The sequence below is a fragment of the Mesorhizobium sp. M1328 genome, assembly GCF_040318075.1.
Taxonomy (GTDB): Bacteria; Pseudomonadota; Alphaproteobacteria; order Rhizobiales; family Rhizobiaceae; genus Mesorhizobium.
Genome location: NZ_JAMYLO010000018.1, coordinates 128,376 through 149,808, shown reverse-complemented (window position 1 = coordinate 149,808; position 21,433 = coordinate 128,376). Strand labels below are relative to the sequence as shown.

Here is a 21,433-nt window from a genome sequence, read left to right as displayed (position 1 = left end):
GGTCGCCTTTGTTTTTGTTGGTTACGCGCACATTCCACCCCTCGTGGGGGGGGGGGCCCCCCCCCCCGGGGGGGCCCCCCCCGCCGATGCCTCACTGGGGGTTGTTCCAGAGGATGACCTTCTTGTTTTCCTCGCCGCCCGGGGCGGGAGCGAGATTGCCGAAGATGACGCCGATCTCGGGGGCTTCCAGCTTGACCGAGAGGTACTCTTCGCCGGAACGCTGGGAGGTGCGGTGCCAGCCGGCTCCGATCTCGAAGCCCGTGCGCTTGTTGACGATCCGGTAGTCGGGCGCGTCCTCGCGCGACTTGTTGGTGTTCGGGATCAGCGTGATCGGGGCGTTGACCCGGAGCGTGGCAAAGACGCCTTCCATCGAGCCGTCGGCCTTGGTGGTGAGGTTTGCGATCGTGGTGGCCATGGTAGTTCTCCTTCGGTTGCATCGGGGCCATTCCCGATGGCGCCAAAGGAGAGGACCGTCCTGCTGCGGTCATCTCGGCGAAAATTCTGGAAAATTCTATTTGCCGAAAAACAGCGGGCAGGCCCTTCGCCTGTCCGCAAACAAAAAACAGAAATCGAATTTTCCAGAATTTTCGCCGAGTGTACCCCCAACGGGGGTTGACCGCACAAAGCAGGCGGTCGTCTACAAAGGCGACATGAAACGGGAATGGCCCCGGATGCGACCGAAGGAAAAGAACTCAGGTCGCCATCGCTAGACCGCCGACACAACGCTGCCGTAACGCAGGAATATGCTGCAGCCTCTCGGGTCATATCGTCGCATCGCCAACACATCGAACAGCAGCCCGGCGCGTGACCGCCCTGCATGCTCGGTATGGCGGCATAGCGGTTTCGAGATCGGAGCCGGCTGGCAGCGGCCTTCACGCCCCTCGGGGACGATACCGCGCAGTCAGGTTGGATGGCCCGGCAAGCCAGGATGTTGTTTGGCACGCTTGCACCCGTTTCAGAGGCGAGAAGCGTCAACATGATCATCCGCACAACGCCCCGCGGCTCTGCGCGTGGACCGGTTTCGAAAGGGGCCGGCTCCGTCCGCTCACACAAGTGGATTAGGCGACGAGAAGCCGGACCAACATATCGGATTGAACCCGCCGGGCTGTCGGTGGGACCGCATCCATCATCCTGGCAACGTTAGACGCTCCTCCGCCATCATGCGGGCTTCGGCTTGGCGGCGAATATCCGAACCGGCATGGCGGAGCATGGCGCACCAGTCCTCCACATTGTACGTCGTCGCCATCCGGCCCCTGGCCAGATCGTAAATGACGCACGGCTTGTTCGCCATGGCGAGCCGAAGCACGTTGACGGCCGTACCGGGTGATGCCGCCGTCCCAGACCATCATGCCAAAGTCGGCGCGCCGCGCCATCTCCCGGTCCTTGGCGGCGTCGTACCAAGATCCATGAGTGCCTCCAGGTGACGGGACATGGTAGGCGGCCCAGTCGCCCAGATTGTTGTGGGGCTCCTTGCCGGCATGGAAGACCCCGACATGCTCGTACTTGTAGCCCGCGAGCAGGCCCTGCGCCTCGGCATCGGCTCCCGACGCGTCGCCAACCAGCACGCCGTGCTCGGCAGCGACGATTGCGCCGATGCGAGCGATGGCAGGTTCCGGCAGCTCGAATATCTCGCGTGATCCACCTATGAATATCATCGACATGGTGACTTTCCCTTCTCTCCCGCGTCCCCCGCCCCGCGCCGGCCACCCTCTCCCTCTGGCCCTGCGCGAGGGATCGTCATCCGAAGGCCGAGACGGCAAAGCCGGCTCGGGAAGCGGCGGGACGCCGCGACGAGAGCCCGGCCGGCCGCAGGCCGGCGCGCCCGGATCCTGCAGCTGCCGGAGGCGCTTTGCGCATCGGGCTAGTGGCACTACGCGCTTGGAGCTACGGGCCTTTGTCGGCCAGCCAGAGGCTCACGTCCTGGATCGAGCGCATGGCCGCCAAAAGAGAACGTCAATCCAGACGGCTGACGCGGCGGCCCTCGCTGCGCGCTTCGATAAAGGCGCCTGCGATCTTCATCATGAATGCCTTGCTGAAACGACCGAGGGGCTTGCGTCGGATTCGATGTACCAGGAGCGTTCGGCAATATCGTAGTTGTACTCGTCAACCACGATCCAGCAGCGTTTGACATCGGTCAGACCGGCGCGGCGGCACTCGATAGCGGAGACTTCCAAACCGACCCGATCGCTGGTCGGTGGCTGGGTGGTTATCGCCAGGAGCGCGAGATGGGTCAGGCCATCTCTTGCGCCGCGGACAGCGATGACCACGCAGGTCGGCCGGCTCTTGCGGCCTTCCGTTTCGCCGCGCTCGTGTTGCCATGCCCAAAGATACGGGTAGGAGATCACCTGACCAGGCAGAAATCTACCGCTCATCATCGTATCCTTCCCCGCGCGCCAATCGGTCGATCTCGGCCGCGAAGAGTTCCGTGTGTTCCTTCGGCATCTCGGAGACATGGTATGCACGGCGGGGATCGCCGCCGATGCGCATCCGTTCGTAGTGCTCGTAACTCATCAGCACGAATCGGGGTTTCCGGTGCTTGGTTAGAATAACGGGTTCGCGGCTGGCAACGTCGGTGACGTCGCCAACCTGCTTGTTGAGATCCCCCGTTGTGAACTGGCGCATGGCTGAACTCCTTGATCAGTCTCCATATTATCTGGATTTTCTTGATTTGCAAGAAAACGGCGCTCACGCGCCGCCCTCCGCGAACCGCCAGACGGGAATGCCCAGCCGACGCGCCTTGTCGGCAAGGTTGTCGGTGATGCCGGAGCCGGGAAAGACGATCAGGCCGTAAGGCACCACCGAGAGAAGCTGGTCGTTGCGGCGGAACGGAGCCGCCTTGGCGTACCGGGTCCAGTCAGGCTTGAAGGCGATCTGGGTGACCTTCCGGTTCTCGGCCCAGCAGGCTGCGATGCGCTCGGCGCCGCGCGGGCTGCCGCCGTGGAGCAGGACCATGTCGGGATGCTTTTCGCGGGCCTTGTCGAGCGCGTCCCAGATCCGGTCGTGATCGTTGCAGTCGAGGCCGCCGGCGAAGGCGATCTTGGTCCCGGCTGGAACGAGCACCTCGGTTTCGGCGTGGCGACGGGCGGCGAGGAAGTCTCTGGAGTCGATTACCGCCGCGGTCATCGCCTGATGGGAGACCTTGGAGCCGGTGCGCGGCCGCCATGCCGATCCGGTCTGGGCCTCGTAGAGGTCGGCGGCCTCATCGCGCATGATTTCGAGCACGTTGCGGCGCTCGATATAGCTGATGCCTTCGGCCGTGAGCCGTTCCAGCTCCACCGACTTCACCTCCGAGCCGTCCTGCTCCTGCTGGCTCGAGCGCTGCGCCTCCTCGTTGCGGTCGAGGCTGCGGGCGACGCGCTCGGCGGCGCGGTGGAAGACGTTTGCGAAGGACCAGAGCAGGTCGTCGAGATCGGGTTCGAGCCTGGTGTCGCCGAGCATGCCGGCGAAGGTTTCGACGATCCCGGCGAGGCCGGACCGGATTACCTCGTCGTCGGGAAGTGGCCGAGGATCAGGTTCGTCCTGATGCGGGCGATGGCCGTACATCTGCAGTTCGAGGATGACGCGGTCGGTCGGCGAGGAGGCGTGGTAGGGTTCGTAAGCGTCGTCGAGAGGAAGGTCGTAGGCCATGGCGGTGTCTCCGTCGGTTGTGGCCGCGCCTATCGCGGCCTGACAGCGCTCCCCGGCCGCGCGCCGGGAGCGGCCGCACCGAAGGCCGGAGCGCGAGCGGAGGACGGCGAAGCCGTTGCGGCCGTGACCGGGGGGTGGCAGGGGTCGCCTCTCAGGCAGGCCGCGGGCGCGGCCTCTCCGGTGGACCGCCGCCATGTCTGCAGGCTATCCGGCGACGTCGCGCCGGGCCCGTGTGCCGGCCCGACCCGTTCATCCGGGCGGCAGGAAGCGACGGGCATCCTCCGGGACGAGCTGACCGCTGAGCGATGCCGCGAGATGGGCCTGGCCGAGATGACGCAGATCGTCGTTGAAGTCGCCGAGCTGCGGCCGCAACACCAGGGCGAGGATCCCCGCCTCGCCGGCACGTTGGCTGAGACGCTCGATGCCGTGTCGGCCGGCAGCGTCGGCATCGGCCGCGATGTAGAGGCGACGGCAGCCAGGCGGGAAGGTCAGGCCGGCGAGGTGATTGGCCGAGGTGGCGGCAGCCACCGGCAGCGCCGGCATCAATGCCCGGAGCGAAGCCATTGTCTCGAACCCCTCGCCGGCGGCCACGACCGGGGCTGGCGCACCGGGCTCAAGGCCAAGCCAGATGGCGTTGCCCAAGAGATGACCCAGTGAGCGGCGTGGATCGGCGAGTTGCGCCTTGCCCTGACCCGAGGGATCAAGCCAGGTGCGTTGCAGGCCGGTGATCTGCCCGTCGAAGCTGGTGACAGCGGCAATCAGCGCAGGAAGCGTCCGCGTCTCGCCCGTCATGAAATCCCGGTAGTAGCAGCCGGGATGGAAGCGCAGGGCGCGCTCACGCGGGGAGAGCAGAATGCCGCGGCCGGCGAGGTATCGTTCGGCCAGCGTGCCGGCGATCGGCTGCGACATGGCGAACAGGCGACGCGCAGCGTCGGGAGAGCCGCGTGTCGCGGCGGACTGGTACTGAGCGCCAAGGGGCTGGGGCGGTGGCAGCGGCATGGAGAGGAAGCGACGTGCTTCATCCGCGACCTCCCGGAAGTCGACCAGACCACAGCTCTGCTCGATGACGTCGAGCAGGTCACCATATTCCCCCGACGACTCGTCGACCCACTTTCCGGCTGCCTTGCCGCCGACCGCCTTGAGCCGCACATGCATGGAGCGGCCGCGCGTATTGCGGACATCGCCGACCATCCAGTAGTTGCCGGAGCGATGGCCGTTGGAGAGATATTCGCGGCACACCGCCTCGGCATGTTCGCCAAGGCGGCGTGCCAGCTCGGAGGCCGAGACGGTCATGATCGTCTCCCCTCACGCCGCTGCCGCGCGGTCGGTGACGCCGACCAGTGTGTGGCGGTCGAGGAGCTCGGCGAGGATGGACGGCCCTTTCTCGCTCGTCGGGATGAACAGCCGGAGCTTCCAGGAGATGATCTCGGAGATCAGGCCTAGCGCCTTCAGCCGGGGAACAAAAGCGTCGGTGAAGCCGATCAATTCGATACGGTGGTCGTTCATGACCCGGCTGCGGCGCAGGATCAGTCCATCGGCGAGTTGCAGTCCGACGCTGCCTTCCAAGAGCCCGGTCCAGGCATCTTCCGGCGCGAGCTTGGGTACATCGTCGAGCCCCAGATTGCGGAACATGGTCGCGACAAGGGTCGGCGCGATGTGACGCCCGATGATGCGTTCGCCGGCATCGGTCTGGATCCGGTAGACCTGGCAATCATGGTCTGGCAGCCGACGCCAGATCGGCAACAGCAGACCCGTCACGATGTGAAAAGTGCTGGTGGTGAACTCCGGGACGGCCGCGACTTCTGCCTGCCAGAGATCGCAGAACAATTTTCGGTCGGCGGGCTGCCAGTGGGTTTCGGCAAGGGCATCGAGACCGAAGCGCAGTTCGTCCGTCGGCCGCAGCAGGCGCACTCGGTGTTCGACGGTTCCGTCGTCGAGCATCAGGCTCGCCGTCGGCAGCCGGATCGCCGTGCGGTTCGACCGCGTGTTCACCAATAGAACCGATTGGGGTTCTGCCTGGACGATGGCCAGCGCGTCGACGAGGCTGAGCGGCCGAATCCGATCCTTGCGCGCGACGGTCAGCACATGCGACTGCGCGCCGGAAACCGGGTGCGCGTAGACGGTGCGGCGATCGGTGACGACGATGCTTTCCGCCGTGATGGTCTCCAGGCCCTGGTCGTAGTTACCGGCAGCGATGGCGCCTTCTATTCTTGCCGCCATCAGTTGCTCGAACACCTCGAACAGCAGATTCTGGGTTTCGATGCGCAACGCCAGCAGGCGATTGAGCCAGGTCGTGATCGGCGGCAATTCGTCGCGCAGCCCGCCCTCGTCAGTCGTCAGCGACAGCCCGGTCACGGTCTCGAAGGTGGTGAGCGAACAACCTTCGATCCTGCCCTGATGCAGCAGCATGTAGAATTGGCGAAGTGCGGCCCGCGCGTAGGGGCTTTCGAGATTGTCCTCGGCACGGAACAGCCCTGCGCCGCCAGTCTGGCGCTGGCCGCGCGTGATCGCGCCCAGCGTGTCGAGCCGCCTGGCGATCGTCGACAGGAAGCGCTTGCCGGCCTTCACATTGGCGGCCATGGGCCGGAACAGCGGCGGTTGCTTCTGATTTGTACGGTGGGTCCGTCCCAAACCCTGGATGGCGTTGTCGGCGCGCCAGCCGGCTTCGAGCAGATAGTGCTTGCGCAGCCTCTGGTTCCTGACCCCGAGATCGGCGTGGTAGGAGCGGCCTGTGCCGCCGGCGTCGGAGAAGATCAGAACGCTCTTGTCGTCATCCATGAAACTCTGGGTCTCGGCGAGATTGGCCGAGCCAGGGCGGTTTTCCACGGCCAGCCGGTCGATGCCATCGCGGCCGGTCTTCTTCACGATGCGCCGCGAGCGGCCGGTCACCTCGGCAACGATGTCGGTGCCAAAGTGATGGATGATCTGGTCGAGCGCGCTGCCGACCGGCGGCAGCGATGCGAGTTTTTCGACCATCTCGTCGCGCAGGCGGACGGCCTCGCGGCATTGAACCGGATTGCCATCTTCGTCGTGGACAGGCCGCGAATAGACGTTCCCCTCCGCGTCCGAATATTCCTCGAACAACTGGGTGGGGAAGGAGTGTATCAAGTAGCCACCGACATACTCGCGCGGTGTGACGTCGACATGCAGGTCCGACCATTCCTCGGTCGGGATTTCGGCAAGCCGTCGTTCCATCAGCGCTTCGCCGGTCGAGACGATCTGTACGACCGCCGAATGACCGTCGGCGAGGTCCTGCTCGATCGCGCCGATCAGGGTCGGCGTCATCATGGAGGTGATGAGATGGCTGAAGAAGCGTTGCTTGGTACTCTCGAAGGCTGAACGCGCCGCCGATTTTGAGTCGGGGTTCAACGTGCCGGCCTTGCTGGTGATGTTGGTCGCCTCGAGTGCGGCGGTCAGGTTGTTGTGAATGACCTGGAACGCATCGGCATAGGCGTTGTAGATGCGGATCTGTTCGTCGCTCAGCGCATGCTCGAGCAGGTCGTATTCAACCCCGTCATAGGAGAGCGAACGCGCCGCATAGAGGCCGAGCGATTTGAGATCGCGGGCGAGCACTTCCATCGCCGCGACACCGCCATCCTCGATCGCGGCGACGAATTCGGCGCGGTTGGCGAAAGGAAAATCCTCGCTGCCCCAGATGCCGAGACGCTGCGCATAGGCGAGGTTCTCGACCGCCGTGGCCCCGGTTGCCGGGACGTAGACGATGCGGGCGTCGGGAAGGGCGTGCTGCAGCCGCAGTCCCGCCTTGCCCTGCTGCGACGGGGCGACGTCGCCACGCTCGCTTTTGCCGCCAGCGGCGTTGGCCATGGCGTGGGCCTCGTCGAAGACGATGACGCCATCGAAAGATCTTTTCGCCCCCGACGGGTTTTCTCCTGTCCTCGTCGGGCCTTCGTCCCTCCTAGCTTCTTGTTCCACCCAGTCGAGGATCTGGGCAATCCGGGATTTCTTGCCCTCCCGTTCCTGCGAGCGCAGCGTCGCGTAGGTTGTAAACAGGATGCCCTCGGCAAGGCGGATCGGCGTGCCCTGCCGATAGCGCGACAGCGGCTGGACGAGAAGTTTTTCCTGGCCAAGCGCCGCCCAATCGCGCTGGGCATCTTCAAGCAGCTTGTCCGACTTGGAAATCCAGACCGCGCGGCGGCGCCCCTGCAGCCAATTGTCGAGGATGATGCCGGCGACTTGCCGTCCCTTGCCGCAGCCGGTTCCGTCACCCAAAAACCATCCACGGCGGAAGCGGACAGCGTTCGCAGCCCCTTCTGGCGCGGCCGAGACGACATCGCAGGTCTCGTCAACCGTCCAGGTGCCGGCGAGATGGCCGCAATGGGCTTCGCCGGCATAGATGACGCTTTCGAGCTGGGCGTCCGACAGCAGGCCCTCGTCGATGATCGCATCAGGAAGAAGCGGCCGATAGGAAGGTTTTGGGGGCGCGACGGCGGCCATTGCGGCCGACTGCACGAGCGGCGTCGGATGCGGCTTTGCGCGGGGAATGTCGATCGACTGGAGCGCGTAGGGTTCGTAGATCGTGTCGGTGAGCCGGCCGCTCTGCTGCGGCATCCAGTCGCGTAGCTCATAGGCGAGGGGGACCGCCGGCGTGCTGTTTGCCTTGACCGGGCGGGCGGGTTTCGCCCGCGCAATCGGGCGGACCGGTTGGATGGCCTTCGGAGCAGCCGTTGAGACAGCGAGGGGTGCGGCTCTCGCCCCCGATCGGCCGCCCATGTGCATGGCGGCATTGCGCGGGATGCCGCTGGACAATGCACCGATCGAATCCGGAAAGCCGCCCGGTAGCCGGGGCGGCAGAGCCGTGATCCAGGAGAGCAGCGTTTCGACATGCGTGGCCTTGCCGGGCGACCGGACGAAACTTTTCGGGTCGGCGGCGGGTGCCTTGTCGATAATTGTCAGGCGGGTCTCAGTGGTGGTGCCATGGCGGGCGTAGACACGGCCGTCGATCGCCGCGGTGAAGATGACGGTGCCCTGTTGCTGCAGGCGTTCGAAGGCCGGCCGCCATTTGGGGTTTTCCGGAGACAGCCCGGTGCCGGTGACGGCGACCAGGCGCCCGCCAGCGCGCAGGCGTGCGAATGCGGAAGAGAGGTGCCGCCATGCCGCATCGGCGACATGGCTGTCGACATAGGCGCCGACGCTGAAGGGTGGATTCATCAGCACGACAGACGGCTGCATGGCCGCGTCGAGATGATCGTCGATATGGGCGGCGTCGTGCCGCGAGACGGAAAACCGTGGAAACAGCAGGCGGAGGAGATCGGCCCGCGTCGCGGCAAGCTCATTGAGGGCGATCGAGGCGCGCGCAATCTCCGCGTGGACGGCGAGCAGACCGGTGCCGGCCGAGGGTTCGAGAACGAGGTCGCAAGACGCGATCGCCGCGGCGTGCGCTGTCACGAAGGCCAGCGGCAAGGGCGTCGACAGTTGCTGCATAGCCTGGCTCTCGTCGGACCGTCGCGTATGGGTGGGAAGAAGATCGGCGATGCGCTTGATCATCGCCAGCGTTGCCTGCGGCGTGGTGGACCGGGACAGGATCGCAGAGCCGAACCGGCGCAAAAATAGCACCTGGGCGACTTCGAGCGCCTCATAGGCGTCCTTCCAGACCCACAACCCCTGAGCATCGCTGCCGCCAAAACTGGTCGTCATGGCGGTGCGCAGTGCGGCGGTGGTGACAGGCTCGCCCTGCTCGAGGAAAGGCAGAAGGAGCATTGCCGCTTGATAGATCGCCTCGGCGTTGTTGATGGAGGCCGGCGTCGGCGCGTCTAGGGGAGCTGCAGTCCGGGCAACGGCCCGTGTGGTCGAAACAATGTTCATGGAAATGTCCTTCGCGAGAGGGGAGTGGCGCCCGCGCCGACACTCTCTCCGCGTCAGCCGGGCCACACATCCTCCCGGCTCCCCTCTGCCTCTGGCGCCGATGCACCAAAGGGGTTGCGCTCTGTGCAAACCCATGACTTGAATGCGCGCACAGGGATGCGGCGGCGACCTGGAGCTGTGGAGGTGATGCGACGGTTCAGAATTGGCAGTGCGGTTTACGAGGAGGCAGCGCCTGACCTGCAGGCGGCGCTGGCGAGCGCCTATGCCCGCACCGAGCGTCCGCTATGCCTGTGCCGCGAGCCAGGCTGCCCGATGTATATCGCCCGCATCGGTGACCTTCACCTGATCAAGCGCATGCCGCTGAGCGGCGGCGGGCATGATCCATCCTGTGAATCATATGAATCGCCTTACGAACTGTCCGGCCTGGGCGCCTTGATGGGCAGCGCGATACAGCTCGATCCGCAAAACGGCTTGGCGGCCCTCAAGTTGGACTTCAGCCTGTCGAAGACCGGGAGCCGCGCGGCATCGGTGCCTGCGGGGCAAAGTTCCGCCAGCGTAATCGCCGCTCCGAGGAGGATGTCGCTGCGTGGCCTGCTTCATTATCTCTGGCACGAGGCCGAACTGACGTCCTGGACATCGAGGTGGGCCGGCAAACGGCATTGGTGGAATGTCCGCTGGCATCTGCTCGAGGCTGCCGGGCAAATGACAGTGAGGGACGGACCACTCGCGGATATCCTGTTCGTGCCCGAGCCGTTTCGGGCAGAGAACAAGGAAGCCATCGAGCAGCGTCGAAACGCGGTTCTCGGCACGGCGCTCCCGCCGAAATCAGGTCCACGAAAGTTGCTCGTCCTGGTGGGCGAGGTGAAGGAGATCGTGCCCGCTCGCTCCGGTCAGAAACTCGTCATCAGGCACCTGCCCGGTTTTCCCTTCATGATCGACGATGCATTGCATCGCCGCTTGCAGGCGCGTTTTGAAAAAGAATTGTCCCTGTGGGCAGCGGATTCCAGCTCGCATCTCATGACGATCGCGACGTTCGGACTGAACCCGGCCGGCCTCGCCATTGTCGAGGAGGTCGCGTTGATGGTGGTGTCCGAGAATTGGATTCCCTACGAGACGGTCCCGGAGAAAAGGCTCGTCGATGGGCTCGCCCGCCTTCGCGAGAAGAGCGTGAAGGGATTGCGCTATGACCTGCAACCCGACCAGCCGATCGCCAATGCGTTGCTTCAGAACAGGGACGAGCCGATAGCGCTCTTTGTCGTTCCGGCCGGAGCAGACGAGAACTACGAAGCGTCGCTCGATGAAATGATCGCCGCGCGTCCGGAGATCGGCTCCTGGGTGTGGCGGGTCGGCGAAGGCGATATGCCGCCGCTACCGCTTTGAGCCGTCGGCGGAATTTCCATCGATGCTTCAGTATGCCTTAGGCCAGGCCGAGCTTCTTCTTGAGCTCGGCATTTTCCTTCCGCAGACGGTCGCCAAGCAGATTCTTGAGGCGCTTGTTTTCTTCTTCGAGCGCGACAAGATCACGGAGATCGCCGCTATCTGAAGAAGACGCCACAGCACTCTTCCACTGATAGTAGGTCTGCTCCGAAATGCCGGCTTGGCCGACCGCACTCTTGCTGGTCGCACCCCCAGCGATCGACTTCTCGATCTGGGCAAGCTTCTGGGCGCGTTCCTTCTCAGAATAGGTCTTCCGGGCAGTCCGCACTGCCACCGCAGGTTCAGCCGCCTGGGGCCGTGGTCTCGGCCCGTTCTTGCGGGTCGGCTTGGCGAGCTCTGCCTTGGCTTTCTTTGCTCGCGGAACTTTCTTCTTCGCTTCAGGGGCTTCCACTTTGGCTGGTGCCACTGTTGTCTCAACAATTTGAGCTTCCTGAGAATCGGCCACGATATGCTCCGCTTGTGGATTGTCACCTTCTTCAGCATTGATGGGTCTTATACTGGAGTCAATGAGCTCAGAATTTGGCAACTGCGCACCATCAGACAGCTGCGTCATTCCCGTGACAATTTTGGACAGATCGAGACCACCCCAGATCGAGTGGCTTGGCTTTTGCTTGCCGCGCTTCTGTTTCACTTCCACGATAAATGGCCGGACCTGGCGCTTCATAGTCCCTCCCTTGATGTGAGGACGACTTGCAAGCCAAGTCGCTGTTTCAGCGAGTATCCTGCGCCTAGGCATCTTATCGCTCTTGCCGAGCTTTATCGGAGAAGGCCAGCGACGAGCAAGCGAGGTTTCACTGATCTCGGGGACTGGCTCGATCACCGGGACGCAAACAGTCTATTGCGAGCCGAGATTTCATTTGACGCGACCTTCGGAGCTATCCATGCCTGCTATCCACAGGGGCCACTTCGCTCGATCCACCGGCAGCTGACAAATTTCGACATGCTGACGAGGCTCGCATGCCAGCTTCGGTAAAGAAGCCCTCCCTGCATCGAGCGCCGCCCACGCCGTCATTCGTTGCCGCGGGCAAACGCACAAGGGACTAACAGCCGTCGGCATCCGATGACTGTGCACAACCGGCTGCATCGATTGCAATCCTGATTTTCTTGGGAGCAAATCCTCTCATGGCGGCGGATGAGCTGGACGCGATTATTTTGGGATGGCGGTCGAAAGCGTTCGTGCGCTTCCTCTTGGATTCGCGGAAAAAGTCGCAGAAATTGCCAACAGAAGCCACGGCGTCCTGCTTTTTGATTTGCGCATCGATGGCGACTTGGAGATGCAGCGGATCGCCGCCGTCCGATATCCAAGCAACCAGACAGGCATTCTGGCGCTGGACAAGCAGGGCTCCGCGATCAGCCATTGCATGGTCAATGGCAGTTTCTCCAGCTTTATCGCTCCCTTGGAGGACTGGAACATTCTGCCGCTGCCGATGCAGGCCAGGACGAGTATCGCCGGCCCGGCCAGCCTCTTCATCGGCGCCTTACGCAATGCCGGATACGTCCCGCGCGGCAGGTCCTGATCCGAAGTTTTGTTCGGCGACTGATCGATCATATCGTCGAGCCAGTCGGCCACACGGCCTCGCTATGGGCGATTACCACGGTGATCAGCTGACCAGGATCATCCGAGTTGAAGTCTAACCCTGATACGTTGGCTCGCTGACTACGAGCATCTCGTCGGTGCTGGCCTCAAATACCGTGAAAATGCGCAGGCCGGCGGCGAAGCACTGATTGAACAATGTCGGTCGCCGGTGCGCTGGAAGAGCGGCGGCATCAGCGCGAGCATGAAGCGATACTCACTTTCAAGAATCTCGAACCAATTCCGTAAATCGAGCCGCAAAGGGGATCGACGCCGGCATCATCGCGATACCGGTTGAACAGCGAAAACATCTCTTCACGGGTTGCGACGCCGCCCAGCACCTTCCTGAAGGGTGGATGTGCGGTCATGGCGTTCTCCTGAACGCAGGTCGGCCACGCGCGGCATGAACCGCGTCGTCGCAACTGCTTGGTGGAGTTGTGGCTGTCGACTGGCCGACCGTGCGGCCGGCGCGTGCGCCGGCGATAATGGGGTTTACAGGGTTCAGGCCGCGCGTCGTTCGGAGGAATGCGAACTGTCTCGACCAACCCCGGTGATGGCACGCACGGCGGCCGCGAGCGCCGGGATGTTGTCGAGCATGCCGAGCGCAACGAAGTGATTGGCCCCGCCGGTATAGTCCTTGCGGCCCTTGCAGGTGCGGATCAGGATGCCGTGACCTGAGGACAAACCGAACTGGCCGACCTGGATGTAGGCGCGGTGATGGTGCAGGGTGATTTCACCGGAAACGGCTATGCCCGCCTTGTTTGAGCGCAGGTCAAAGCTTCCCTGCGGCAGGGCAAGTTCGGTGGCGAGTTTCTTCGGCCGTGAGCGGGCTGTCGTGTGAAAACGTCTCTTCCGTTGCTCGTCATAGGCGCAGCTTCTGTTCCAGTCGAACATGTCGATCTCCATGAAACGGGAAAGACCCGGCGACCGCTCACGCGATACCGGGCAGTCGTCGGGGTGGTTCTATGCGGTGAAGCGATCAGGCGGTCGTGCGGCCCTCGATGACGTCGGCGCCGACCTCATCGGCGGAGAATTCCTCGAGATAGGCCCGACCATACTGGTTGTTGGCGAGCCAGCGTTCGGCCGCCTCCCGGTTCTGGGCGAGATGCAGAAGTTCCGGGCTGTCACCGAGTTCCTGCAGGATACGGACCATGCCGATCGTGGGACGCTCGACGATCTCAAAACGCAGGTCGGTCTCGACGGACCAGGTGCGCCTGACCGAGACGATGATGATGCCGCCCTGCCCGAAATCGCCCTCATGCAGGGTGAAATGGGCGGACGAGCTATAGGTCGCGCGTTCGCGCGGTGGTTCCTTCCTGACCAGGCGACCGACGCCGTTGCGGCTCTTCCACGCAGCGAGTTTCTTGGTGAAGCGAGCCGGCGGTTTCGCGGTGCCGTCGCTGATTGGATAACGCTCCCCAATGGGGCGGATTCGTACACGATATGTGCTGACATGCGGGTTTCTCCATGTCGGAAAATGATAAAGGGCCCGGCGATGATGCCGGGCCCGGTGCGAGCGTGAGGCCGACTATTCGGCGGCCTGGAGGTGGTCCGCCTCGTCGCCGTCGATGGTCACCGGCTCATCGGAGGACGCATCCGCATCATCGGCGAGGAAGGCCGGCAGCTCGGCGGCATTGCCGTCGAGAGCCGCCTCGTCCGACATGTCGCCGGCGACCGCGTCGCCAGCATCGGTAGCCACTTCATCGACCTCGAGGCGCAGCGGCTCCGGCAGCCAGTTCGATCCTTCGAGAAGACGGGCGGCTTCACCGGCCATGATGTGCTTCTTCATGTGGTCGATCAGCTGCGCGGAGTCTGCGCCACGCGCTTCACGGACGGCCAGCAGAATCCGCGCCTTGGTGAGCCGCCCGAGGAACTCGACCGTAGGCGTCCAGCCGGCGTCGACCATGTCGAACTGGAGCGAGCGGCCAAGCACGTCTGCATGCTCGAGCGCCTTCGCTCGCCTGTTCCAGGGTTCGACCACCGCATTGAGGGTCAGCGAGACGCAGTGCGCGAACAGCGCCTTGCGGCTTGCTTCGTCGAGGCCGAGAAGGAAGTCCCACAGGCCTTCCGCCTCATCGGGTAAATCGCGGTCCCAGGCTTCGTGCCGCTCGGCGATCTCCTTGGCCCAGGATGTCTCGGCAAGACCGTCGACCTGGCTGAAGCTGCCGCTCTTCAGGCTGATCTCCAGGCACGTGTCCGGCGCGAAGCGATAGAAGACCTGCAGGACGAAGGCATGGAGTGCGGCGACGAAGGCGATGTCGACGTGGCCGGCGAGCGCATTGCGCAGTGCCAGCGTGCGCTGCGCGGTCAGGTCGAAAACGAGCCGATCGGGCAGCGGCTTGATGCCATCATCCTCGCCGTCGTCGCCAGAGCTGTCACCCACCGGCTTGCCGTTGACGACAACATCATCGCCATCGTCGTCGCCATTGGATCGGGTTGGGCCCTCGGCGTCCCCTCCCTCGCCCTCATCGATGTCGTCGGTCCCAGTCCGCGGCTCGTCCTCCGACCGCACGAAACCGGCGTCGACCTGGAGCTTGCCGTTCGCAGCAAGCGTAACGAACACACCGGCGATGGCCTTCTGGACGGGATCGTAGCTTTGAGGACGCTCATCGATCGTGTCGAGCTCGGCGCCCAGCTGGTCGAGCTTCGCCTCGATTGCTTCGTCGGCGTCCTCGGCCTGGGCATAGTCCGCATCGAGCTTGTCGTACTCGGCCTTCAGTGCGTCGTAGCGTTCGATCTCCTCGGCGCTGAGCTCCTGCGCCTCGGCGTAGATGCGCCGCATGCCGGAGGTGTGGCCATAGGGAAAGCTGATTGCCGCCTCGACCCACTTCCAGCCGTCAGCGCGGATCGTCTCGGCGTCGGTCTTCAGCCTGTCGAAAACAAGCTGCTCAAGGAGCGCCGCATCCTGGAACCAGCCGCCGGAATCCTGCTCGAACAGGTCGCGAAGAATGACCCCGCCGGCCGCTTCATAGGCTTCCGCGCCGACATAGACGGCCCGGCGATCATCGGCCCGGACCGTGGTTTCCGTCAGCAGGCGCCGGATGTAGTACGGCTCCTGCATGTGCGAGCTGCAAATCCGCTCCCAGACCTGCTCCTGGCGCGCGTGATCGTCCGAGATGGAGAACGCCATGATCTGTTCGAGCCGGATTTCATCCTTCTCATAGAGCTCGAGAAGTTTGGGCGACACCGAGGCCAGTCGCAGACGCTGCCTCACTGTCGCTGCCGACACGAAAAAGCGCGCACCGATCTCCTCCGGATCGAGCCCCTGATCGCTGAGCGTCTTGAAGGCCCGAAACTGATCGAGCGGATGGAGGTCGGCGCGCCGCAGGTTTTCAGCAAGCGAGTCCTCTTCGGCCGAGGTCTCCTGCCCGCGGTTGACGATGCAGGGGATCAGCTCATTTTTGGCCAGCCGCTTCTGCTTGATGAGGATGCCGAGCGCGAGATAACGTCGGCCGCCAGCGGGCACCTCGAACGTGCCGGTTTCCTCGCCCTCCCCGTCGAGCACGGGACGGACGTTCAGGCTCTGGATCAGCTTTCGCCGTCCGATGTCCTCGGCCAGCTGCTCGATCGACACGCCGTCCTTGATGCGCCGAACATTCTTCTGCGACAGCATTAGCTTGTCATAGGGAATATTCTCCGCGGCGTTCATCGCAATCTTCTGAATGGCGTTCTTTGCCATGGTCAGGTTCTCCATGACGGGCGGCCCGGGGCCTCTCCCTGAACCTCCAAGCCCGTCAGGAACCCCCCTCCCCCCTTTGCCCCGCCGGGCGCCTGGCCCGGACGCCGCCGGCTGCCGCAAAGCTTCGCTGGACTGCGGAGGGCAGAGTGACTATATATCTTCCACGAACGTGGAAGGATTATTGTCATGCCGGGGTTTAGCAGCGAAGTGCTCACCGCCAATGAGGCGGCTGCGGTAACGCAGGTGCCGCTCAAGCAGGTCCATCGCATCATCGATGCCGGATTGCTGCGGGGCCGTGTCGAGACACGCCGCGGCAGCCGCGTCATCGTCGGAGCCGGTCTCGTCGGCCTACGCCTCGCCTGGCTGACGGCGGAGACACTGACGCCGGCAGCGCGGCGGCGTATCGTCGAGCACGCTATTGCCGATAATGCTGCGCCCGTGGTCGCGGACGATCCGCTTAAGGTCGACCTGAAGCCGATTACTGCCGGCGTAAGGACCGGCCTCAGCCGGCTGAGGAAAGCAAAGGCCATGGTGGCGCGCGATCCAGCGGTACTTGGCGGTCAGCCGGCCTTTGTGGGAACACGCGTACTTGTTCATGACGTTGCCGACATGCTCGCCAATGGCGATACGCCCGAGACGATCCGTGCAGCCTATCCGCAACTGACCTTCGACCAGATCGGGCTCGCGGCCGACTATGCGCTCGCCTATCCGCGGCGTGGCCGTCCGCCGGTCAAGCCGGCGTGGCGCAGCACGGCGGCGACGTCGACGCGCACAATCCGTCTCGACGATCTGCCGGCCGCTTCGTGAAATTCCTGATCGACGAATGCCTGAGCCCAGAGCTTGCGAAACTGGCGCGCGAACGGGGTTTCCCCGAGTCGAGCCATGTGCGCTGGCTGGGCCTCGTCGGCGCCAAAGACCATATGGTGACCCGACGCGCGGTCGATGACGGCTATGTGCTCGTCACGCACAACACGACCGATTTTTCGCGGCCTCTATGGCCGCGAGGAGCTGCATGTCGGGCTGGTCGCCTTCAACACCGCACCTGGCCTGATGAGCCTCGATCTCCAGCGCAGGTTCTTTCTTCTCGCCCTTTCCGAGCTCGGTGGCGAGGAGGCATGGAACGAAGTGCTGGAGATTACGGTGGATATCGAGCGTACCGTCACCATCGAACGATTCAACCTCTCCGACTGACGGACCTCCGCGTTCGTTTCCTTCATCGGGCTGCGAGAAGCCGCCGCTCGCACAACGAAAAAGCCCGCCGCGGGAGGAGGTGCGGCGGGCTTGATTTGGACGACAGCATTCGGGAGGAATAAATGCCGTCCCTGATCGCCAAGGTCGGGAGGAGGTGACCCGGACGAAACTTGATACCGACAACCTACTCCCTTCCACGCTCCCGAGAAGCATTAATTATGCATAGCAGCATTGCGATTTTGTGCAGCGCACACCTAGACCGGCGAGATGTGTTGGCCAGACCGGCAGCGCAGGCGTGTGCTGCGCGCCGCAGCGATGCACATGTTCGAAACTGGCGGCATCAGCAGCCCGGTGACGTTACCTGTTCCCGCCGCGCGCAGCATTGCAGTATCATGCTGCCAGATCGAGAAGCTTCTTGGCCTTGCCCTCCATCTCCAGGCGAACTTCCTGATGCGGCTTGTCGCGCGCCACCCGCGTAATGCCCTGCACGAAGTCGAAGATCGATTCCGGCGGCCTGCCTTCCTCCATCAGAACAGTATCGATGATCTTCGTCGTCTCGGACTTGGAGAAGCCCCGTTTGCGCAGGAAGCTCTGGCGGTCCTCGTCGTCTCGGGCGACGACACGCTCCCGCGAAGCCTTGATGCCATTGACGAACGGCATGGGCGAAGACTCCGCGAACTGGATCAGCGCTGGTCGGCTTCCAAGGCGAAACGCGAGGCGGCATATTTGGAATGCCGGATGGTGATTTCCTGGAAATCTTCGACGCCCCATAAGTTACGATTCTGACACACTGCGCACAAATAGAAGCTGGCGATCCCGAGGGTGCGGGCTCCGACTTCGGAATTCCAGCAGTAGAAGCCGCGGAAATAAAGATCCGGTCCCCCATTCGGCAGCCGCCCGGCCTCGATCGGGTTCAGGTCGTCGACAAGAAACACAAAGACATCGCGGTCGGACGCATAGAGCGTCGTCGTGTCGTTGGAGATGTCGACGTTTGGGTTGTAGATTCCCGTTGACCAGTCGAGCACGCCAGGCACCTTCCAGCGCGTGTCCCCGGTGCCGTTGCCGGCGATTTTTTGGACGGCCGCGATCAGCTCTTCATCGAAAATCCTGCCGTAGTCGGGGCCTGTTACCGCTCGCAACTCGAGGCGTCCGTTCTCGATTTCCAGCGTCTTCACCTGCTCGGTCCGTTATCTGAACAGTCAACCTGTCTCAGTCGAACTTTCGTGCGCTGAAAGGCCGGATTTTGCTGCGCTTCCGACAGTCGGAGGTTCGTGAGACAGATTTTGTGCTCAGCCGGCGCAGCAAGACAGCTTGGCAACGTCCTTGTCGAACGACAGCGCCGCGAGTTTGAGGCCCTCGACTGTGGTGAGATACGGAAAGATCGTATCTGCGAGGTCCTCGACGGTGAGGCCCTGTCGGATCGCCAGCGCCGCGGTCTGGATGCTGTCGGCGCCTTCCGGCGCGAGAATATGCGCCCCGAGCAGCCGACCGCTGCCGGCGTCGGCGACGAGCTTGATGAGCCCACGGGTATCGCGAGCTGCGAGCGCGCGCGGCACCTGGTCGAGACCGATTGTCGAGACGCGGACAGCATGCCCGGCCGCGCGCGCCGCCGCCTCGGTCAGGCCGACGCTCGCCACCTGCGGATCGGTGAACACGATGGCCGGCATGGCGCTGTTGTCATAGCGCAGGCTGTCGCCGTTGAGAGCATTCTTTGCGGCCAGCTTGGCGCCGTAGGCTGCCATGTAGACGAACTGGTCGCGGCCGGTGACGTCGCCGGCGGCGTAGATGCCGGCTCTTGTCGTGCGCATCCGATCGTCGACGACGATGCCGCCCCTCGGCGAGAGGGCGATGCCGTGCTCGATGAGCCCAAGGCCTTCGATGTTGGCCGTGCGGCCGGTGGTGATCAGCACCTGATCGGCGTCGATCGTCGTGTTCTGGCCGTCGCGCGAAACGTCGAGCGAAATGCCGTCCTCGGTCTTGCGGATCGCACGGTAGGCGATGCCAGAGATCACGGCGATCCCTTCGTCCTCGAAATATCCCGTCAGCGCCGCGCCGATCTCGGGCTCGTCCGCGGGGAGCAGGCGAGACCGGCACAGGAGCGTCACCCTGACGCCGGCCCGGGCGAACATCTGGGCGAGTTCCGCTCCGATATAGCCGCCGCCGATGACGAGCATTGATCGCGGCAACTCCTCAAGATCGAGTGCGGTCGTGCTGGTCAGATACGGCATGTCCTCGATGCCAGGGATGGCGGGCACCGCCGGTCGCGCGCCGGTTGCGATGATGATCTTGCCAGCGGGAATGCGCGCGCCGTCTACCTCGACACCGCCTTCCACGAGCCGCGCCGCGCCCTCGCGATAAGCGATGCCGTTATAGGCCGGCAGCAGGTCAATGTACTTGGCCTGGCGCAGATCGGAAACCAGCGCGTCCTTCTGGCGGACGGTTCCGCGCCAATCGGTCAGTTCGGCTTCGGCCGTGATGCCGGCGAAACGTGCTGCCACGCGAGCGTTGTGAAGTGTCTCGGCAGCGCGGATCAGCGTCTTCGATGGGACGCAACCGATATTGACGCAGGTGCCGCCGATGGTGCCGTGGCCGATGAGGGCGACTTGCGCGCCTTGATCGGCGGCCGTGATCGAAGCCGAGAAGCCGGCCGAGCCCGCGCCGATGACGACGAGATCGTAGGCGCCACTGTTGCGACCGTTCGCGCGGACGGGGCGGTCTGTTGCTGCAGCGCTCTTCGATGTCGAGCCGATCGACGCGTGTGCCATCTCGAGGCCAGCGAGGCTGGGTCCGAAGAGAGCCCGACCAGCCTGCAACCCTTCCTCGATCGACAGCCGGAATCCTGGCTCCTCCGCGGAACGATCACGGCGCCAGGCGGAGAGATGGTCGTCCGAGCAGAAGAAGGCGGTTGTCGCGCACAGCGAGTTCGCGGCGCATGCGCCTTCATAGCGGACGCTTTGCCACATGACGGCCGTCCCCGGCTCGGTGTCGGCCAGCGCCTGCCCTTGATCTCGCGTGGCGATCCGGATCGGTGCGCCGCAATGGCGGCAGCGCGAGGCAATCGCGATGTCGCGATCGGTCATGGCGCCGATGCCGAGCGCGTCGACCGCGCACATGGCGTTAACGACGCGCCCGTCCAAGGTGACCTGATGGTCCGCATCCCGGTCGGTAAAGGGATAGGCGCCGACGATCCCGTCGCCGTCGAGCACGACAAGATCGCGACTGCGAAGCTCGTCGAGCAGAGACCGGACGGTCGTCTCGCTCAACCCGGTGTGCTTGGCAATCGCACTTTGGGTCGGTGCTCGCCCTGCCTCGGCGTAGAGCTTAAGCAGCGCAACGCGAACTCGATCCACGAGACGGTCGCGGTCGCTCCAACGATCGGCGGGTTGGTTGGGTCCAGCCATGATCCGCAGAACATCGTTCATGGCCAGCAGTGCGTCTTTGACGAGGGGCGATGTGACCACGGACCAGTCCGGAAACGTCACGCCTGGCCGCACTGGGTAGCTCGGCAGTGTCACAGATATGGAAGCCGCAGCCTTGTTCCCGGGCGAGGAGGATGCGCAGCAATCGTTCATGGCTTCACGCCTTCCTTGTGAATCTTCGTCTCGCAGCCCGCGACCGTTACCCGGCGATGATGGACGCCCCACGCGATGAGGCCGAGGCCGGCGCCGATCAGGGGAAGCACCACCAGACCGGCGCCTGCCAACCACGCGCCAAGGCCGGCCAGGGGCAGACCCACGGCGAGGAGCGGCGCCGCGCAGCAGACTGCGGCGCGGACCAGGGCGCGGTCGCTCATCTCAACTGCCCTGCTGTGTCGGATGGGCCGGATAGCCGGCATTCATGCTGGCGGTCGCGATAGTGTCCGGGTTCGTCTTGGCGTCGTCGAAGGTCACGGTCGCGGTCTTGGCCTCGAAAGAGACAGCTACCTTCGCAACGCCCGGGACCGCCGCCATTGAGCTCTGCACGATGTAGGGACATGAGGCGCAGGTCATGTTGTCGACGGCGAAGGTGACGGTACGCTCGCCAGCCCACGCGGCCGGAGCCCCGATGACGGAGCCGATCAGGGCGAGCGCGCTTAAATACTTGGTCATGGGTGAAACTCCTTT

General features: G+C 64.0%; 18 protein-coding genes and 3 pseudogenes. 5 read left to right on the top strand and 16 right to left on the bottom strand.

Features of this window, described 5'->3' with window-relative positions:
* Positions 1-91 precede the first annotated feature (91 nt).
* The 7 genes and pseudogenes from NKH23_RS26240 to NKH23_RS26210 all read right to left on the bottom strand — a co-directional run bounded on the left by NKH23_RS26240 (position 92) and on the right by NKH23_RS26210 (position 9,450).
* Positions 92-415: a DUF736 domain-containing protein gene (locus NKH23_RS26240; protein ID WP_023803002.1), complete on the bottom strand. Its 324-nt coding sequence runs from the start codon at positions 413-415 to the stop codon at positions 92-94.
* A 643-nt stretch (positions 416-1,058) separates the two neighbouring features.
* On the bottom strand, positions 1,059-1,661 hold the full coding sequence (locus NKH23_RS26235; protein ID WP_353035730.1) for a hypothetical protein: 603 nt from the start codon (positions 1,659-1,661) through the stop codon (positions 1,059-1,061).
* A 292-nt stretch (positions 1,662-1,953) separates the two neighbouring features.
* Positions 1,954-2,372, bottom strand: a pseudogene (locus NKH23_RS26230) (hypothetical protein).
* Positions 2,362-2,622, bottom strand: coding sequence for a type II toxin-antitoxin system prevent-host-death family antitoxin (locus tag NKH23_RS26225; protein WP_353035728.1), 261 nt, complete (start codon positions 2,620-2,622; stop codon positions 2,362-2,364). Before NKH23_RS26225 ends, NKH23_RS26230 begins: the two are co-directional and overlap by 11 nt.
* Positions 2,623-2,685: 63 nt before the next feature.
* Complete coding sequence (locus tag NKH23_RS26220; RefSeq protein ID WP_353035726.1) at positions 2,686-3,627, bottom strand: DUF2493 domain-containing protein; 942 nt, start codon at positions 3,625-3,627, stop codon at positions 2,686-2,688.
* A gap of 249 nt (positions 3,628-3,876) precedes the next feature.
* Positions 3,877-4,920, bottom strand: a complete 1,044-nt coding sequence (locus tag NKH23_RS26215) for a DUF7146 domain-containing protein (protein WP_353035724.1) — start codon at positions 4,918-4,920, stop codon at positions 3,877-3,879.
* A 12-nt stretch (positions 4,921-4,932) separates the two neighbouring features.
* Positions 4,933-9,450 carry a strawberry notch-like NTP hydrolase domain-containing protein gene (locus NKH23_RS26210; RefSeq protein ID WP_353035722.1) on the bottom strand — a complete coding sequence of 1,506 codons (4,518 nt, stop codon included), beginning with the start codon at positions 9,448-9,450 and terminating at the stop codon, positions 4,933-4,935.
* A gap of 186 nt (positions 9,451-9,636) precedes the next feature.
* Between NKH23_RS26210 and NKH23_RS26205 the strand changes: the two genes are divergently transcribed.
* Positions 9,637-10,830, top strand: a complete 1,194-nt coding sequence (locus tag NKH23_RS26205) for a DUF1173 domain-containing protein (RefSeq protein WP_353035720.1) — start codon at positions 9,637-9,639, stop codon at positions 10,828-10,830.
* A gap of 37 nt (positions 10,831-10,867) precedes the next feature.
* On the opposite strand, the gene NKH23_RS26200 is transcribed toward NKH23_RS26205, so the two are convergent.
* Positions 10,868-11,551, bottom strand: coding sequence for a transposase (locus NKH23_RS26200; protein ID WP_353035718.1), 684 nt, complete (start codon positions 11,549-11,551; stop codon positions 10,868-10,870).
* Positions 11,552-12,044: 493 nt separating this feature from the next.
* Here NKH23_RS26200 and NKH23_RS26195 point away from each other — a divergent pair, with 493 nt between their 5' ends.
* Positions 12,045-12,404: a hypothetical protein gene (locus NKH23_RS26195; RefSeq protein WP_353035716.1), complete on the top strand. Its 360-nt coding sequence runs from the start codon at positions 12,045-12,047 to the stop codon at positions 12,402-12,404.
* A 250-nt stretch (positions 12,405-12,654) separates the two neighbouring features.
* Here NKH23_RS26195 and NKH23_RS26190 read toward each other — a convergent pair whose 3' ends face one another.
* From NKH23_RS26190 to NKH23_RS26170, 4 genes are all read right to left on the bottom strand, one after another.
* Complete coding sequence (locus tag NKH23_RS26190; protein ID WP_353035714.1) at positions 12,655-12,828, bottom strand: DUF1419 domain-containing protein; 174 nt, start codon at positions 12,826-12,828, stop codon at positions 12,655-12,657.
* 133 nt (positions 12,829-12,961) lie between these two features.
* Positions 12,962-13,354 (bottom strand): hypothetical protein, encoded by a 393-nt coding sequence (locus NKH23_RS26185; protein WP_353035712.1) that lies wholly within the window; start codon positions 13,352-13,354, stop codon positions 12,962-12,964.
* An 85-nt stretch (positions 13,355-13,439) separates the two neighbouring features.
* A complete protein-coding gene (locus tag NKH23_RS34695) occupies positions 13,440-13,865 on the bottom strand; it encodes a UCP036055 family protein (RefSeq protein WP_502912379.1) in 426 nt (141 codons plus the stop codon).
* 123 nt (positions 13,866-13,988) lie between these two features.
* Entirely contained in the window at positions 13,989-16,139 is a 2,151-nt protein-coding gene (locus NKH23_RS26170; RefSeq protein ID WP_353035706.1) for a ParB/RepB/Spo0J family partition protein, read from the bottom strand.
* Between the two features lie 186 nt (positions 16,140-16,325).
* Between NKH23_RS26170 and NKH23_RS26165 the strand changes: the two genes are divergently transcribed.
* The 3 genes and pseudogenes from NKH23_RS26165 to NKH23_RS26155 all read left to right on the top strand — a co-directional run bounded on the left by NKH23_RS26165 (position 16,326) and on the right by NKH23_RS26155 (position 17,330).
* Positions 16,326-16,946: a DUF433 domain-containing protein gene (locus tag NKH23_RS26165; protein WP_353035704.1), complete on the top strand. Its 621-nt coding sequence runs from the start codon at positions 16,326-16,328 to the stop codon at positions 16,944-16,946.
* Positions 16,880-17,068: pseudogene (locus NKH23_RS26160) on the top strand (DUF5615 family PIN-like protein); the annotation flags it as partial. The gene NKH23_RS26165 and the pseudogene NKH23_RS26160, both read left to right, overlap by 67 nt.
* 13 nt (positions 17,069-17,081) lie before the next feature.
* Positions 17,082-17,330, top strand: coding sequence for a hypothetical protein (locus NKH23_RS26155; protein WP_353035745.1), 249 nt, complete (start codon positions 17,082-17,084; stop codon positions 17,328-17,330).
* Between the two features lie 390 nt (positions 17,331-17,720).
* Here NKH23_RS26155 and NKH23_RS26150 read toward each other — a convergent pair.
* The 4 genes and pseudogenes from NKH23_RS26150 to NKH23_RS26135 all read right to left on the bottom strand — a co-directional run.
* Positions 17,721-18,517 (bottom strand): annotated as a pseudogene (locus tag NKH23_RS26150) (DUF932 domain-containing protein); the annotation flags it as partial.
* Between the two features lie 102 nt (positions 18,518-18,619).
* Entirely contained in the window at positions 18,620-20,902 is a 2,283-nt protein-coding gene (gene merBA / locus NKH23_RS26145) for a bifunctional organomercurial lyase/mercury(II) reductase MerBA (RefSeq protein WP_353035702.1), read from the bottom strand.
* Positions 20,899-21,123, bottom strand: coding sequence for a mercury transport protein (locus tag NKH23_RS26140; protein ID WP_353035700.1), 225 nt, complete (start codon positions 21,121-21,123; stop codon positions 20,899-20,901). Before NKH23_RS26140 ends, merBA begins: the two co-directional genes overlap by 4 nt.
* Before the next feature lies 1 nt (position 21,124).
* Complete coding sequence (locus NKH23_RS26135) at positions 21,125-21,418, bottom strand: heavy-metal-associated domain-containing protein (protein WP_353035698.1); 294 nt, start codon at positions 21,416-21,418, stop codon at positions 21,125-21,127.
* Between the last annotated feature and the right edge of the window lie 15 nt (positions 21,419-21,433).